Below are 14,172 nucleotides of genomic sequence, written 5' to 3'. Positions count from 1 at the left end.
ACATGAACTCACTCGGCTCGATGGGCGGCCTCTTCTCGCTGCCTGTCCTGTACGCACTTGGCTGCGGCCTCGCGGTCGGCGGTGGCCTCGCGGTCCTCGCGATCGCGCTGCGCGGTCTGCCGGTGAAGCCCGAGCACGAGAAGCAGCGGGCCAGCCAGCGGATGAGCGAACTCATCCGTTTCGCGGGCCAGCGAGGCTCGCTGGCCATCGGCGTAGGCCTTGTGGTGCTTCTCCTGACGCGATGGGCGGTGGCGGGCGTCGCGTCCGGCATCCTCGTCTTCTTCTGGGACAAGCTGTTCGGCGGTGCGAAGGAGGAGCGCGCGCAGATGAAGCGCGTCGAGGCCCTCGCCGCCTGGACGGAGTCCCTGCGCGACACCATCGCGGGCGCGGTCGGCCTTGAGCAGGCGATCCCCGCTTCGGCACGGGCCGCGGCGCCGGTGCTCCGCCCGCACCTGGACGCCCTGGTGGACCGGCTGCGTGCGCGTACGCCGCTTCCCGACGCACTCCAGGTCCTTGCCGACGAGATCGACGACGCGTCGGCCGACATCATCGTGGCCGCCCTGATCCTGAACGCGAAGCTGCGTGGTCCAGGTCTGCGCCAGGTGCTCGGCGCTCTCGCCAAGTCGGCCCGCGAAGAGGTCGACATGCGGCAGCGCGTGATGGCGCAGCGGGCGTCGACACGGCGTTCGGTGCAGATCGTGGTCGCGGTGTCGATCGCGTTCGTCCTCGGCCTCTCCATCTTCAACCGCGACTTCGTCTCGCCCTACGGCACTGCGGTCGGGCAGCTCGTGCTCGCCTGCGTCTGCGGCCTGTTCGCACTCGGCTTCTGGTGGCTGCGCAAGCTCTCGACGGTGGAGACGCCGGACCGCTTCCTGGTCAAGGACGAGCCGGGCGTGCAGTTCGTGCGTCCGCGGGGGCCGGGGTCGGGCCCTGCGGGCTCCGGTTCGGGCGAGCAGGCTCCGCTGACGGGCCCGTCGGGCCCGTACGGCCAGCCGCAGCCCGGGCACGGTCAAGGTCAGGGTCCGGGGCAGCCTGGTCAGCCGGGCTATTCGAATCCTGAGGGGGTACGACGATGAGCCTGACGATGCCGATAGTGATCGGCGCCATCATGGGCCTGGGTATCTACACCCTCATCCGTGCCCTGATGCCCTCCAAGCGGAGTGCGGTCGCCACGGTCGCGCGGATCGACGCGATGCGGGCGCGGGGTGCGGCATACGAGTCGCAGCGGTCGCCGTCCGGGGACGGCAAGAAGGGTTCCGGCCGACTGGATTCCACCCGCAACCGTGTGGGCGTGCGGGTCGCCGACTTCTACCTCCAGCAGGGCTGGGAACAGCGTTCGCTCCGGGCCGACCTGGCGGTGCTCGACCGCAGCTGGGAGAAGTTCCTGGCGACCAAGACGCTGCTGGCGGCCGCGGGGGTTTTCTTCGGGCCGTTCATGTTCGTCATCATCTGGACCCTGGGGGTCGGTCGCAGCCCGATCATCCCCGTGTGGCTCGCGTTGACGTTCGGCGTCATCTTCTTCTTCCTTCCGGACCTCGAAGTGCGACGGGACGCCGCGGACAAGCGGCGCGACCTGCGCCGCGTGATCGGCGCCTACCTGGACCTCGTGTCGATGAGCCTGGCGGGCGGCCGGGGTCTCCCCGAGGCCCTGATGGCCGCGGCGGAGATCTCCGACGGATGGGCGACGCAACGTATCCGAAGTGCCCTGGCCGATGCGCGGATCACCGGCATCAGCCAGTGGCAGGCGCTCGGGTCACTCGGCGAGGAGCTGGGTGTCGAGGAGCTCAAGGACCTGTCGGCTTCTCTTGGCCTGGTGGCCGACGACGGCGCCAAGGTGCGTGAATCGCTCGCCTCCCGTGCGGAGACGATGCGGCACCGCGAAATGGCGGAGATCGAGGGCAGCGCGGGCGAGAAGTCGCAGTCGATGCTCGTCGCCCAGCTGCTTCTCTGCGCGGGCTTCCTGGTCTTCCTCATCTTCCCGGCGGCGATGCGCGTGTTCCAGGTCTAGCGAACTTTACGGCGATGGACGGGCCGGCCGACGGGGGCGGCCCGACACTCCCCCCACACTCCTGAGAGGACAACTCACCATGAACGGACGGAACTTCAGCACCGGCAGCCCGGCTGTGGACTTCCTGGTCACCTTCCTGAAGGGCCGCGTGCAGCGTGCCCGCTCCGGCGAGCTCGACCGCGGTGCGTCCGCGGTCGAGTGGGTCATCATCTCGGCGGTCGTCGTGGCGATCGTCGGCGTGGTCGCCGCCGTCATCAACGGTGCGCTGAAGGGCGGCGCGGAAGACGTCAAGAAGTGCATCGAGGGTGCTGACCAAGACGGCACCTGCTGATCAGCCGTAGACCGGGGAGCGAAGGCGGATACGAGTGCGCGGGTGCGTGAAGCGATGGGTACGCCGCAGGGTGGAGGCAGCCTCCACCCGCGGTGAATCCGGCATGACCGCGATCGAGTTCGTTCTGCTCACTCCGGTCCTCTTCTTCATGATCTTCGCGACGGTGCAGTTCGCGCTGTACTTCTTCGCGGACCATGTCGCCCAGGCCGCGGCCCAGGCGGGCGCGCGCAAGGCCCGTGCGACGGCCGACGAGAACCCGGGCGGATGGCGGGGCGACGCCCGTGACGTGGTCGACGCCTACATCCAGCAGCTGGGACCCCAATTGGTGCTCGGCCCGGACGTGAAGACGGTCGAGCCGAAGGCGAACACGGTCGGCGTGGAGATCACCGCGAAGGTGCCGTCCGTCTTTCCCGGCCTCGACATGACGGTGCGTGCGCAGTCGGCGGGCCCCGTGGAGCGGTTTGTGGAGGACAACGGCTGATGAGGAACGCATGGGCCCGTGCTGTCCTCCACGGGACGCGCGCGGGGGGCCACGGGACGCACGCGTGGGGCGGCCGTAGCTCAGGCCGGGACGACTGGAAACGAGACCGGGACCGGGGGCTCTCGACCATCGAGGTGGTCATCCTCGCCCCCGTGATGATCCTCTTCATCCTGATCCTGGTGGCCTTCGGCCAGCTTGTCGACGCCCGGGGAGGCGTCGACGGGGCGGCGCGTGACGCCGCGCGTGCCGGTTCGATCCAGAAGGACCAGGGCACGGCGATGTCCGAGGCGCGGGCGGCGGCGGAGGCCGACCTCGAGGGCATGTGCGTCGGCCCGGTCACCGTCAACCAGACGAGCACGGGCTTCGTCCCCGGTACGTTCTTCACGGTCGAAGTGAGCTGTCAGGTGCGGGGCCTTGCCATCCTCGGCCTCGACATGGAGACGACGCTGAAGGCCAACTTCAGCTCTTCACTGGACCCACTCCGGAGGTCGGTGTGAGCATCAGCCCTCGCATACGAGAATGGGCCGCCGTCCGCCGTGAACGCCTCGACGACCGTGGCTCGGGCGCCGGTGCCGTCATCATCTTCGCGCTCGTCTTCCTCTCGCTCTCGGCCTTCGTCATCGACGGCGGCCTGTCCATCTCCAAGCGGGAGCGGGCCGCTGACATCGCGGAACAAGCAGCGCGATACGCGGCGCAGGACATAGACCGCGAGGGCATATACGAAGGCGCCAAGGGCGCGCCCATCAACTACGAGAACTGCGGCGCGCGAGTACAGCAGTACGCACGCTCGACGGGCCTGCGCGGCGCGGATGTCGCGGCGACGCACTGCGTGACGGCCAACGCCGACCAGGTCGAGGTCGAGGTCCAGATGACGTACAGCCCGGTGTTCACCGGGATGTTCTACGGCGGCGACGTGACGGTGCACGGAAGCGCGGTCGCGGAGAACGAGGTCGGCTGAGCGGCCCCGCTGTTCGCTCTTCCACTGGGTCCTGGCGTCTCGACACCGGCAGTACCCCGTCCCGGTCAGGGGCGGGGGTCTGTGAGGGCGGCGGTGGTCGAGCGGAAGGCGCTCCGGTAGGCGGAGGGGGTGGTGTCCAGGGCGACCCGCATGTGTTGCCGCAGGTTCGTGCCGCTTCCCAGACCCGTTCCGGCGGCGATGTCGTCCACGGGCAGTTCCGTCGATTCCAGCAGATGGCGAGCGTGCTTCAGGCGGGCGGAGGTGAGCCACTCGGCCGGGGAGAGACCTGTCTCCTGCCTGAATCGCCTCGTGAACGACCGCACACTCATGTGGCAGTGCGCTGCGAGGTCTTTGAGGGACAGCCGCCTGTCCAGCTGCTCCGTCATCAGCGTTCGCGCCCTGGCCGTCGATGTCCCCGCGTCCTCCGTGACCGGGTGGTCGATGTACTGCGCCTGCCCTCCTTCCCTCATGGGCGCGACGACGTTGTACCGGGCTACTTGATTCGCCACAGAGCTGCCGTGGTCCTCCCGGATCAAGTGCAGGCACAGGTCGATGGCTGCCGCGCCACCGGCGGACGTCAGGACCCCGCGATCGGCGACGTAGAGCGGATTGGTGTCGAGGTCGACCGCCGGGAAGAGCCGCGTGAACTGATCGGCGTAGCGCCAGTGCGTCGCGGCCCTGTGTCCCTCCAGCAATCCGGCAGCCGCGAGCACGAACGACCCCGTACACAAAGACACCATCCGGGCCCGACGCTGAGCCGCTCGCAACGCCTCGGCGATACGGGAGTCCACGACACCGTCATCGAGCACGTCCGGGGAGCGGGTGCCCGCGACGATCACGGTGTCGGCATGCTCAAGGAGGGACAGATCCCCTTGGGGAGTGATGCCGTACCCGTTCACCGTCGGCACCGGAGAGCCGTCCGGCGTGACGGTCTGCACGTCGTACGCGATGCCTCCCGCGCGTGGGGCGACCGTGGCGAGCATCTGGGCCGGAATGCTGAGATCGAACGCGACCACCGGGGCGAGGGCGAGAACCGTCACCCGGTGAGGAGCTGCAACAGTCATGGCCCAATAGTTGCATATGGTGGCCCTCGGGCCACTTCTGCCGTGCTCGGAGACCGGAGAAGCTGGACACGTTCCGCTTTCCGCATTTACGCACTCCCCACGAAAGGTGGCGGCCGGCCATGCCCATTCCCGCTGTCGATTCCGAGATCCAGTCGCTGCTCGAAACTTCCGACGCAGGGGTCTTCCCCTTCTACGGCCTGGACTCCGTCCTTGCCGTACCCGAGCGGTACCAGCTGCTGCGGGAGCGCCCCGACACGCCGGTCGACGACCGTGTGAAGGTTCAGGACCTGTGGGTCCCGGGGCCCGCAGGACAACTGCGGCTGCGTGTCTACCGCCCCGTAACGGACGACGTACTGCCGGTCGTCCTCTACGTGCACGGCGGTGCCTTCACCTATGGCTCCCCGGAAGGCGAGGAGGAGCACGCCCTGCGGTATGCCCTGGAGGCCGAAGCCGTCGTCGTCTCCGTCGACTACCGCCTTGCGCCCGAGCATCCCTACCCGGCCGCGGCCGACGACGCCTACGAGGCCCTGACCTGGATCGCCGCACACGCGGCCCAGATCGGCGGTGACCCGGAGCGCATCGCCATCGCAGGCGTGAGTGCGGGCGGGAACATCGCGGCCTCCACCGTCCTGCGCGCCCGCGATCTCGCAGGACCCAAGGTGACCTTCCAGCTCCTGATCTACCCGGCCCTGGACAGCAGCATGACCAGTGCCTCGATGCGCGAATCCACCGATACACCCGTCTTCAACCGGGCCGCGGCGGAGCTGGCCTGGATCTATTACGCCGAAGGCCACGGCCACGTGCCCTACGCGTCCCCGGCGCAGGCTGCTGACCTCGGCGGACTGCCTCCAGCCCTCGTCGTCGTGGCAGAGGTCGACCCGCTGCGCGACGAGGGCCGCCATTACGCCGAGCGTCTCAGCGCCGCCGGTGTCACCACGGAGCTCATCCAGGCCCCGGGTGCCGTGCACGGGTTCGACCTGCTGTTCCCGAAGGCCCGGGTCAGCGAGCGCAATCTGGCGGACCAGGTGCGGGCCCTTCGTGAAGCCCTCCATCCGTAAGCAGGGCACGTCTTGGAGACGGGCCTCAGCCGACCGGGCGGCAGAGCAGCGGCTTCTCCAGCTCCGAGCAAGGGCGGTGGCCGTGCACCGGGAGGCTGTCCTTGCCCGCGCCTTCCGTGAGGTAGCGGAGGAAGCCCGCGGCCACGGAGTCGGCGGGGGGTTCGCCGTAGGTGTAGGCGAACTCCGTCTGCCAGTACGGGTACGCGCCCGCGTCGGCGCCCTCCACCGTGGCCGGGTACCCGGCGATACGGACCTGCTGGATGCCCTCGTGGGTGAGCGCGGCGCCCGCCTCGCTGTGGCCGAGGGCTCCTGGGACGGACGCCACGTTGTCCAGGAGGATGTCGGTGTCGCCGACCTCGCAGCGGCCCGGCTTGCTCCGGTCCATGCCCGCGCAGTCCCCCGAGGTGACCTCGAGGAGCTCCTTGTTGTCGAGGACCTGGTGGACGAGCGTGGAGCGGGTGCCGGAGCCGGGGTGGCGGCTCACGAGGTGGATGGGGACGTTGTTTCCGTTCACCTGGCGCCAGTTGGTGATGTCGCCGGAGTAGATCTGGCGGAGTTGCTTGAGCGAGAGGTCCTGGACGCCGGCGTCTTTGTTGACGGCGAGGGTGAAGAGCGACAACGCGACCGGGCGGGGCAGGAGTTGGGGGCGGCCGTCGCCCTTTGCCCCGTCCGTGAAGGCGAGCCGGTCGGCCAGTCCAGGGCCACCCGTACCAGCCGCCTCGACCGTCTTGGTCTTGGTTCTCTTCTTGCCCGCCGCTTCCAGTGTGTCGAGGCCCGCGACGCTGCCCTTGAACGTGTCGTCCGTGATGGGGATGCGGGCGCCCGTGCACTTCTTCACGTACCGCTTCGCCGCGTCGCTGACGGCGTCCTTGAAGGCGGTGGAACCGGAGAGGGTCAGCGTGCCCTCGGCGCAGTCCACCGGTGCGGCCTGGGCGGGGGCGTCGTCCCTGGTGAACGAGGTGAACGACTGGATGGCGGCGATAAGCACCAGGAGCGCGATGAAGACCATGACGGGCTTCGAGGCGAAGGTGTGGCTCTCGGTCTCCTTGATCCGCCCGCCGCGTACGCCGCCCTTTATGCCCGCGACGACCACGGGGTCGGGGAAGGCCTGGCCGACCGGGAAGTCCGGGTCGCGTTCCAGGACGGCGAGGACCTTGTAGTGGGTGCCGCGGTTGAGGGGGACGCGGGGCAGTTCGATGTGGCCGTTGTCCATGCGCAGGCCTGCGGCGTCGTCGAAGCACGGGCGCAGGTAGTCGTGGCTGAGCTCGGTGACTACCATGCCGTCGACGCGGCGGCCGGGGAAGTTGATCCGGATGCCGACCTGGTCGTCGTCGCGTACGACGTAGTCGCCGGCGTCGATGTGGGTCCAGCCGCTGTTCTGGATGCGGAGCAGGACGAAGGAGGGGTCGGCGAGCGAGGTGCCGTACTGCTGCATCTGCCGCAGGACTCCGGCATGCGGATGGGTGTCCGCGTTCTTCGCCGTGGTGTCCATCTGTACGCGGTAGCCGAGCCGTTTGCGACCGGCGAAACCGAACTCCCACAGGGCGGCGCCGACGGGTATCGCGAGCCCGAGGGCGGCGACCATCAACTCCCAGGAAAGACCACTCATCACCGAACCGACCCCCGTTGTCCGAACCCAGCTGTGTGGGTATGGCCAAATTACGAGGGGAGGGGTGGGGTTCCGAGTCAACGGGCGCTGTCTCAGGGAGAGTTCACTGGTCTGCCGCTTGGGGTTGGGCGGTGTTCACCGGGTGTTGGGGCGGACGTCGCCGCGCGGGCTCCGTGCCGGAGACCGGGATGGCCGCCCGCTCGGTGGGCGGCTAGTCGCCCTCGCCCTTGCCCTTCCCCTTGCCGCCCTTCTCCTTCACGCCCTCGGAGACGTCCTTCGCCAGCTTGTCGTCCAGCTTCTTGAACTCGCGTACGACCGCGTCGGACATGTCGGCCAGGGCGTCCAGCTGCTGGGTGATGTCCTCGCGGCCGTCCTCCCAGTTGGACTCGAAGTCGTCGAGCGCGTCGTACACGCCGCCGTCGCCGATGTCGTCCTTGTAGGACTCGAAGATCTTCTTCGTCCGGTTCATCCGGTCCTTGACGGACCGCAACCGGCCTCCGTAGTCCTCAAGATCGCTGAGCGGGAGTGCGAGGTCGCTCTTGCCCTTGCCTGCCATTCCGTGTCCCCCTCAGTCCCTCTGGGCTGATGCTGTTCGGGCTGTTGCCATGCGAAACGGAACGTACGCTCGCTCCGGAGACGAGTATGACTTGCCCCGTGGTTCCGGGGGCGGGGATATACGGCTGGGGCAGCGCGGCATCTCGTGCACGCGTCGGCCGATCAGCCGCCTGATGGTCGCGTCGAGGCCCTCGCACAGGTCAGTCCTCGTCCTCTCCCACCCGGTTCCGAGCCGACGTCGGACCAGTCCTCGCCGGTCAGTGTCGCCGCCAGGCGCCCCTCTTCGAGCTCCACGCCGACGTCCATACCGTTCATACCGTTCGCCGCAGCCGTGGCGAAGGCGGCGGGCGGGGTGCTGTCCAGGAGGAAGACGAAGTGCAGGGTGAAGGGCGGCGTGTGGTGGTCGGGTACTCCGTCGGCGTCGAGCTGAAGGTTGGCCTTCCAGGCCGCTTGGCAGAGGACTGAGACGAAGAGCCCGAGAAATTCGGCACTCAGCAGGCAGTCGGCCTTGTCGATCAGGACCGCGATGTCCTTCGTCTCGCCCCCGTGGCCGTGCCAGTCGTGGAGACAGTCCACGAGTGCGTCCCAGTTGTGGCCGAAGTAGCCCGGGAAGCGGAGCTCTCGGGCAAAGGTGGCGAACAGGGCGCCCGGATCTCGCAACTCCCTGCCGTCCAGGCGGATTACGCGTCCGCCCTGCTCCTGGAGCTTGGAAGTCTCGGTGTTCAGCCATGGGTCGTCATGGCGCGTGAAGACGACCCATGGTGAACGACGCCGGGTGAGGGTGATGGTGGCGCCCATGGTGGAGAGCCTGGATCGGATCAGCGGTTGATCGACTGGACTTCCTGGACGTCCATGTCCTGGGTTGTCTCGAAGGTGCCGTCGGGCAGGTTGGCTCCCGTGTTCTGGGAGCCTTCCCACGAGATCTCCCAGGTGATCGACGCCTTCAGCTGGTACGGCTTTCCGTCGGTCGCCCGGAGGTACTTGATGCCGCACGGCGGGTCCTGCTTCGACTTGCCCTTGGCGTAGGGCGTGCCGATGCTGCCGTCGTCGTTGATCTCGCATTCGCCGGATGCGGGGAAGGTATCCGCGTCGGCGGTACCCGGCTCCAGGTGGAGGCTCTTCGGCTTCGCCGTTGTCTCCGCCCACAGGCCCGTGTTCGGGAGTTCCGCGCGGACCTTGACGTCCTTGAAGGTGCCCTTGTCCAGCCAGACCCAGGTGGGCATGTTCACCGTCGACTTGGCCTCGGGCTTCAGTTCGACCTTGGTGTCCGGGACCTTGACCTTGTCGTACGCGTACTCGGCGAGCATCTTGGGCGTCGGCGCGTGCGGGATGTCCGGGACCGTTCCTGCGTCCTGCCAGAACATGATGCGGCCGCAGTCCCAGGAGTCCGGGTCGGTGTCGTCCGGTGCGACACCGCGCCAGAAGTAGCCGTCCTTGCCGATGTTGTAGTTCTTGTAGCCCTCGGCGCGGCTGTTCTCGTCGTCGAAGTTGTCGTTGGCCTCGCCCTTGTCGTAGTGATCGATGAAGATCGCGTCCGACCAGAACTCGTGGATGCCGGCGTCGTCGACTTCGCCGGCCTCTGCGGCCTTCTTGAGCTGCTCGGGCGTGTAGGCGGGCTCGTACCAGCAGGCCGGAGGCTTCCAGTTGGGGTCGATCGGTGCCAGGTTCCCCTTCTTGCCGCCGCCGTCTCCGCCGCTCTTGTACGAGATCTTGATCGAGGAGTGCGTGACACCAGCCCCGAGGTTGCCCTTGTCGTCCACGCTGCCGCCGCCTTCGTGGCCTGGCCCGCCCAGTGCCAGCGCGGGCGTCGGAACGAGAGCGGAGACGATCGCCAAGGGGGCGATCACCCGCACGACAGCGGTGCCTATGGTGCTGCGACTGGTGCTGCGAGTAGAGCGCATGATCAGCATCCCCCAGGATCGGTCTCTACCGAGGTGGTCATCCAGACGCCGTTGTCGCCCTTCTCAAGGGCCGTGCGGTACTGGACCTTGGGGGACTCGCCTTCGGGAGTTCCCTCTTTCTTGCCGGTCTTGAGGTCCTTGCTGAAGCCCTTGCTCTCGTCCACGCAGTAGAAGAGAGTCGCCCGGCCCTTCTCGCGGATCTCCGCCTCGGGGCGGGAGGCCTTGACCTCGCCGGTGATCGTCAGCCCCTTGTAGCCCTCGACCCACTTTTCGCCGCTGGCGAGGGCGGACCGCGTGCTGTAGAAGGCCAGGTAGTCGGCCTTGGGGTCGGCCTCACCGATCGCGGCGTACGTTCCGCGAAGCCGCTCCTTGCCGTCGTTCAGGATCGACTGGATCTTCGGGTCGCTGTCCGTCCAGCCCTCGAAGTCAGCCTTGAAGGACTTGGGCAGCGTGATCTTGGGGCGGTCGACGTCCGACGACTCCGACGCAGTGGGCGACGGCTTGCTCGACCCCTGTCCCGCCCCCTCGATCTTGTCCGAGGAGTCATCACTCCCGCCGCCCCCACACGCGGTCAACAGCAGGGTCGCGCTCGCCACCAGCGTGGCAACGATGGGCATAGTGCGACGGGCCACGATTGCAGTCCCCCAGGGTTCGGCAGAGTTCGGTACGTGTGCAGGCGAGAATGAGCTGAATGACGCTACCAGGCGTGGGTTACCAGTACTGGTGGGCCGTGTGAAGGTTCTCGCGTTCTGTGCGGTGACGGAAGCGAACAGGAGCGGCCGGGTCTCAAGTGCTACGCGGGCGCAGCCATTCCGTGCCGGAACTGTGACTCGCGGGGATGCTCGCGGGGATGAATGGGGGATGAATGCTGTCCCGGGCGGGCAATCGCGGGCCGGAACCGCCCAGGAACCGCCCAGGAAGAGCTGCGCTTACCGTGCAACTCGGGCGTAAACGGGCGCCCGGAGAAGTCCCTCGGCAGCCCTTGGGTGCCGTGGCCTCTGTCTGACCATCGGCCCCTTCCGTACCATCGCCTCAGTACCCTCAGCACCTCAGCCCACAGACCGCCGAGACCGCTGATCTCTATCCGCTCCCTCTCAGAGGACAACAGGACACCCGCCATGGCGCGCACCTCTTCAAGTTCGACAGGCGGCCCGTCGGCTCCACGGAATCGGACGCCGCAGCCGCTGCCCCGGCGTCGACGTTCGTTCGGGGACTTCTTCAAGGCGTTCCTCGCCTTTGTCGCGCTGGCCGCGCTGGTCCTCGGCGTACCTGGCGCCCTCGCGTACGCCGTGGGGTGGCCGCTTCCGGGCGGTGCGCCCTCGCTGGACTGGCTGCAGCAGGAGATCACGGTCGGGACGTTCATCAACGTACTGACCGTTGTCGTCTGGCTCGCCTGGGCCCAGTTCACCGCCTGTGTGCTGGTGGAGGTCAAGGCCGCGCTCTCGGGTGTGGGGATGCCCAATCGCGTTCCCGGTGCCGGTGGCAGTCAGCTCCTCGCCCGTCAACTCGTGGCCGCCCTGCTCCTGGTGGGCGCCACCGCCGCCAGCTTCGCGCCCGGGCTCTCGCAGTTCGGGCAGTCGCTGGAGGGGAATCAGAAGCCCGCGAGCGCCGCTTCCGCCCAGCAGACCCCGGGTGGTCTCTTCGGGCAGGAGCAGGCATCGAGCGCCGCCAGTGCCGTGGCCGAGCAGGCCGAGCAGGCCGCCGCCCACGCGGGCAGCAGTGCCAAGGACGGGGACACCAAGTACTACCGGATCCAGCCGCCCGAAGGGCGTCACCACGATTCGATGTGGGAGATCGCCGAGCGGCACCTGGGAGACGGTCGCCGGTACAAGGAGATCTACCAGCTCAACAAGGACAGGGAGCAGCCGGACGGGTCGCGGCTGTCCGAGGCCAGCCTCATCCGGCCGGGCTGGATCATGGAGATGCCCGCGGACGCGCACGGCGGCGAGCTCGTCGAGATGCCCGACGAGTCGCCCAAGGTCTCGCAGGACGTGAAGGAGCAGATCTCCGACTACGCGAAGTCCGGGGATCAGGCCAAGGAGCAGGGCGGCGGGGCCAAGGAGCAGGGTGGGGGATCCACCGATCGCGATACCGCCCACATCACCGTTCCCGAGCAGCGCCCCTCCGAGAGCGGGCAGCAAAAAGCGCCCGTCGCCAGCAGTGGAAGTAGTGACTCCGAGGGGTTCTCCTTTGGGCTGCCCGAGGCTCTCATCGGCGCGCCCCTTCTCGCCGCCGGGCTCCTCGGCGCCCTCGGGCGTCGTCGGCGGCACGCGCTGTGGCAGTCCGCCATGGGCGCCGTCGGCGGGCGTCGCGGTATGGAGCCGCCGACCCCGACCGGGGGCGCCGCCGATGTGCAGGACGCGCTGCTCGTGGGGGCCGATCCCGAGGGCGTACGGCTTCTCGATCTGTCGTTGAGGGGGCTTGCCGCCTCCCTCGCCGAGGAATCACGGGCTCTGCCGACCGTCTACGCCGCCTGGCTCAGCAACGGCGATCTGCACCTCCAGCTCGCCCAGCCCGCCGGACGGCCGCCCGCCCCCTGGCAGTTGGGGCAGGACCAGACGTTCTGGATGCTGGCGCGGACCGACGCCGAGCGGTACGAGGACATGGACACCGCCGCTCCCTACCCGGGCCTGGTGAGTCTGGGAACGCTCGACGACTCGCGGCTGCTGCTCAACCTCGAAGCCGTACCCGGTGTCGTGTCGCTGAGCGGGCGCGAGTCCGACCGTGCCGCCGTCTTCGCCTCCGTCGCCGCGGAGCTCGCCACCAACGGGTGGTCCGACCGCATGACCATCACCCTCGTCGGCTTCGGGCAGGACCTGACGCCGCTCGCGCCCAACCGGCTGCGGCACCTCGACGACATCGAGGCGTTGATCGAGACGATGGAGGCCGAGACGCGGCAGCGGCGCGGGGCCCTGGGGGCTGCCGGGCACGACTCCGTACTCACTGGTCGTACGGGGCCTGCCCAGCACACCCGCTGGGCGCCGCACCTGGTGCTGCTCGCCGCTGAGCCCGCCGGTGACGATGCCGTGAAGCTCGCCGAACTGGCCGCCGACGCGAGCCGGTTGGGCATCGGGTACCTCGTCGGTACCGAGTCGGGGGATCTGCCGGGCGCCGCCTGGGAGATGGAGATCACCCCCGAGGGCAAGCTGCTCGCCCCGCTGCTCGGCCTCGAGCTGGAGGCGCAGGCGCTGCCCGAGGCTCAGCAGAGGGCCGTCGTGGAGTTGTTCGTCGACGCCGATCCGGGGGAGGAAGGGGCCAGCGGTTCCGGTGCTTCCGGCCGCGGCGCCGCCACTCCGCCCTTCCTCGTCGACGTCACCGAGCAGGGGCGGCCCGCGGTGTACGCGCGCCTCGTCGGCACGTACGAGATCATCGGCCTCGACACTCCGGACGGTGAGCGCAGCCCGCTGATGCACGAGGCGCTCGCGCTGCTCCTGCTGCACCGCGAGGGTGTGCACCCGCGGGTGCTCGCCTCCGCGCTGTGGCCGCGCGGTGTCACCGAGGACGTACGCGACGCGCTCGTCGACCGGCTGCGGGAGTGGCTCGGCACCGAGCCGGACGGGGAGGCCCGGCTGCGGGCCGACCGGAGCGGGCGGCTCACGCTCGCCAAGTCCGTCGTGTCCGACCTGGATGTCCTGCGGTCGCTCTACCACGAGGCGACGCAGGGGCGCGGGGCCAACAGCCGGGCCGTGCGTGGGCGGATGCTCACCGACGCCCTGGTGCTCGTACGCGGGCCGCTGCTCTCGGACCGGCCGCAGGGGCGGTACGCGTGGCTCACGCACGAGATCATCGACGCGCAACTGCCGCTGCTCGTCGCCGACATCGGCCTCGCCCTCTCCGAGTTCCACCTGGAGAAGGGGCGCGCGGAGAAGGCCATCGAGGCGCTGAACGCTGCGCTGAATTCCGCGCCGGGGGATGAGCGGCTGTGGAACGAGCTGCTGCGGGGCACCCATGCGGTGGGCGACCCTGCGCGGCTGCAGCAGGTTGCCGCTGACCTCGTTGCCCGGAGTGGGGCGCGGGGTGTGCCGCCTCGGACTGAAGCCCTGCTGGACGAGCTGCTTCCTGCCTGGCGCAGTGGGCTTTCCGCTGTCGGGTAGTTCTTCCGCTGCGGGCCGGGGGGCGTTCTTGAGGCCGCCGCTTCGCGGCGGATGTCTCCCACCCACCCGCCCGACTCTCCGTGTCTAGAGGGTGAACCACTTGGACCCCCTGG

At 68.9% G+C, this 14,172-nt stretch carries 14 protein-coding genes; 8 read left to right on the top strand and 6 right to left on the bottom strand.

Going from position 1 to position 14,172, the window contains the following annotated elements; translation table 11 throughout:
- Positions 1-2: 2 nt before the first annotated feature.
- From ACFQ7F_RS23835 to ACFQ7F_RS23810, 6 genes are all read left to right on the top strand, one after another.
- Positions 3-1,076 (top strand): type II secretion system F family protein, encoded by a 1,074-nt coding sequence (locus ACFQ7F_RS23835; protein WP_383273587.1) that lies wholly within the window; start codon positions 3-5, stop codon positions 1,074-1,076.
- Positions 1,073-2,008, top strand: coding sequence for a type II secretion system F family protein (locus ACFQ7F_RS23830; RefSeq protein ID WP_383273585.1), 936 nt, complete (start codon positions 1,073-1,075; stop codon positions 2,006-2,008). The genes ACFQ7F_RS23835 and ACFQ7F_RS23830 overlap by 4 nt, the downstream gene beginning before the upstream one ends.
- A gap of 79 nt (positions 2,009-2,087) precedes the next feature.
- Positions 2,088-2,339, top strand: coding sequence for a hypothetical protein (locus ACFQ7F_RS23825; protein WP_383273583.1), 252 nt, complete (start codon positions 2,088-2,090; stop codon positions 2,337-2,339).
- A gap of 103 nt (positions 2,340-2,442) precedes the next feature.
- Positions 2,443-2,820 (top strand): TadE family protein, encoded by a 378-nt coding sequence (locus ACFQ7F_RS23820; RefSeq protein ID WP_383273581.1) that lies wholly within the window; start codon positions 2,443-2,445, stop codon positions 2,818-2,820.
- On the top strand, positions 2,820-3,317 hold the full coding sequence (locus ACFQ7F_RS23815) for a TadE/TadG family type IV pilus assembly protein (RefSeq protein WP_383273579.1): 498 nt from the start codon (positions 2,820-2,822) through the stop codon (positions 3,315-3,317). Before ACFQ7F_RS23820 ends, ACFQ7F_RS23815 begins: the two co-directional genes overlap by 1 nt.
- The gene (locus tag ACFQ7F_RS23810; protein WP_383273577.1) at positions 3,314-3,778 is read left to right on the top strand and encodes a TadE/TadG family type IV pilus assembly protein; all 465 of its coding nucleotides are present in this window, start codon (positions 3,314-3,316) and stop codon (positions 3,776-3,778) included. Before ACFQ7F_RS23815 ends, ACFQ7F_RS23810 begins: the two co-directional genes overlap by 4 nt.
- Positions 3,779-3,843: 65 nt before the next feature.
- Here the strand turns inward: ACFQ7F_RS23810 and ACFQ7F_RS23805 are convergent, their stop codons facing one another.
- Positions 3,844-4,842, bottom strand: coding sequence for a GlxA family transcriptional regulator (locus tag ACFQ7F_RS23805; RefSeq protein ID WP_383273575.1), 999 nt, complete (start codon positions 4,840-4,842; stop codon positions 3,844-3,846).
- Between the two features lie 119 nt (positions 4,843-4,961).
- Between ACFQ7F_RS23805 and ACFQ7F_RS23800 the strand changes: the two genes are divergently transcribed.
- Positions 4,962-5,900 (top strand): alpha/beta hydrolase, encoded by a 939-nt coding sequence (locus ACFQ7F_RS23800; protein ID WP_383273573.1) that lies wholly within the window; start codon positions 4,962-4,964, stop codon positions 5,898-5,900.
- A 25-nt stretch (positions 5,901-5,925) separates the two neighbouring features.
- Here ACFQ7F_RS23800 and ACFQ7F_RS23795 read toward each other — a convergent pair whose 3' ends face one another.
- From ACFQ7F_RS23795 to ACFQ7F_RS23775, 5 genes are all read right to left on the bottom strand, one after another.
- A complete protein-coding gene (locus ACFQ7F_RS23795; protein ID WP_383273571.1) occupies positions 5,926-7,509 on the bottom strand; it encodes a PstS family phosphate ABC transporter substrate-binding protein in 1,584 nt (527 codons plus the stop codon).
- A gap of 211 nt (positions 7,510-7,720) precedes the next feature.
- Positions 7,721-8,065 (bottom strand): hypothetical protein, encoded by a 345-nt coding sequence (locus ACFQ7F_RS23790; RefSeq protein ID WP_383273569.1) that lies wholly within the window; start codon positions 8,063-8,065, stop codon positions 7,721-7,723.
- A 161-nt stretch (positions 8,066-8,226) separates the two neighbouring features.
- A complete protein-coding gene (locus ACFQ7F_RS23785) occupies positions 8,227-8,862 on the bottom strand; it encodes a barstar family protein (protein ID WP_383273567.1) in 636 nt (211 codons plus the stop codon).
- Between the two features lie 20 nt (positions 8,863-8,882).
- Positions 8,883-9,965 (bottom strand): hypothetical protein, encoded by a 1,083-nt coding sequence (locus ACFQ7F_RS23780; protein ID WP_383273565.1) that lies wholly within the window; start codon positions 9,963-9,965, stop codon positions 8,883-8,885.
- Between the two features lie 2 nt (positions 9,966-9,967).
- Entirely contained in the window at positions 9,968-10,597 is a 630-nt protein-coding gene (locus tag ACFQ7F_RS23775; RefSeq protein WP_383273563.1) for a hypothetical protein, read from the bottom strand.
- 486 nt (positions 10,598-11,083) lie between these two features.
- On the opposite strand from ACFQ7F_RS23775, the gene ACFQ7F_RS23770 reads away from it, so the two are divergent.
- Positions 11,084-14,059 (top strand): BTAD domain-containing putative transcriptional regulator, encoded by a 2,976-nt coding sequence (locus ACFQ7F_RS23770; protein WP_383273561.1) that lies wholly within the window; start codon positions 11,084-11,086, stop codon positions 14,057-14,059.
- Positions 14,060-14,172 lie beyond the last annotated feature (113 nt).

This window comes from Streptomyces sp. NPDC056486, assembly GCF_042795295.1.
Classification (GTDB): Bacteria; Actinomycetota; Actinomycetes; order Streptomycetales; family Streptomycetaceae; genus Streptomyces.
Note: the sequence above shows the minus strand (reverse complement) of the source record. Positions and strands in the feature narration are given on the sequence as shown.

Excerpts from the sequence above, each read along its gene's own strand:
- ACFQ7F_RS23815 (WP_383273579.1), top strand. The coding sequence starts at position 2,820 with ATGAGGAACGCATGGGCCCGTGCTGTCCTCCACGGGACGCGCGCGGGG.
- ACFQ7F_RS23825 (WP_383273583.1), top strand. The coding sequence starts at position 2,088 with ATGAACGGACGGAACTTCAGCACCGGCAGCCCGGCTGTGGACTTCCTG.
- ACFQ7F_RS23790 (WP_383273569.1), bottom strand. The coding sequence starts at position 8,065 with ATGGCAGGCAAGGGCAAGAGCGACCTCGCACTCCCGCTCAGCGATCTT.
- ACFQ7F_RS23830 (WP_383273585.1), top strand. The coding sequence starts at position 1,073 with ATGAGCCTGACGATGCCGATAGTGATCGGCGCCATCATGGGCCTGGGT.
- ACFQ7F_RS23820 (WP_383273581.1), top strand. The coding sequence starts at position 2,443 with ATGACCGCGATCGAGTTCGTTCTGCTCACTCCGGTCCTCTTCTTCATG.
- ACFQ7F_RS23795 (WP_383273571.1), bottom strand. The coding sequence starts at position 7,509 with ATGAGTGGTCTTTCCTGGGAGTTGATGGTCGCCGCCCTCGGGCTCGCG.
- ACFQ7F_RS23785 (WP_383273567.1), bottom strand. The coding sequence starts at position 8,862 with ATGGGCGCCACCATCACCCTCACCCGGCGTCGTTCACCATGGGTCGTC.
- ACFQ7F_RS23835 (WP_383273587.1), top strand. The coding sequence starts at position 3 with ATGAACTCACTCGGCTCGATGGGCGGCCTCTTCTCGCTGCCTGTCCTG.
- ACFQ7F_RS23770 (WP_383273561.1), top strand. The coding sequence starts at position 11,084 with ATGGCGCGCACCTCTTCAAGTTCGACAGGCGGCCCGTCGGCTCCACGG.
- ACFQ7F_RS23800 (WP_383273573.1), top strand. The coding sequence starts at position 4,962 with ATGCCCATTCCCGCTGTCGATTCCGAGATCCAGTCGCTGCTCGAAACT.
- ACFQ7F_RS23780 (WP_383273565.1), bottom strand. The coding sequence starts at position 9,965 with ATGCGCTCTACTCGCAGCACCAGTCGCAGCACCATAGGCACCGCTGTC.
- ACFQ7F_RS23805 (WP_383273575.1), bottom strand. The coding sequence starts at position 4,842 with ATGACTGTTGCAGCTCCTCACCGGGTGACGGTTCTCGCCCTCGCCCCG.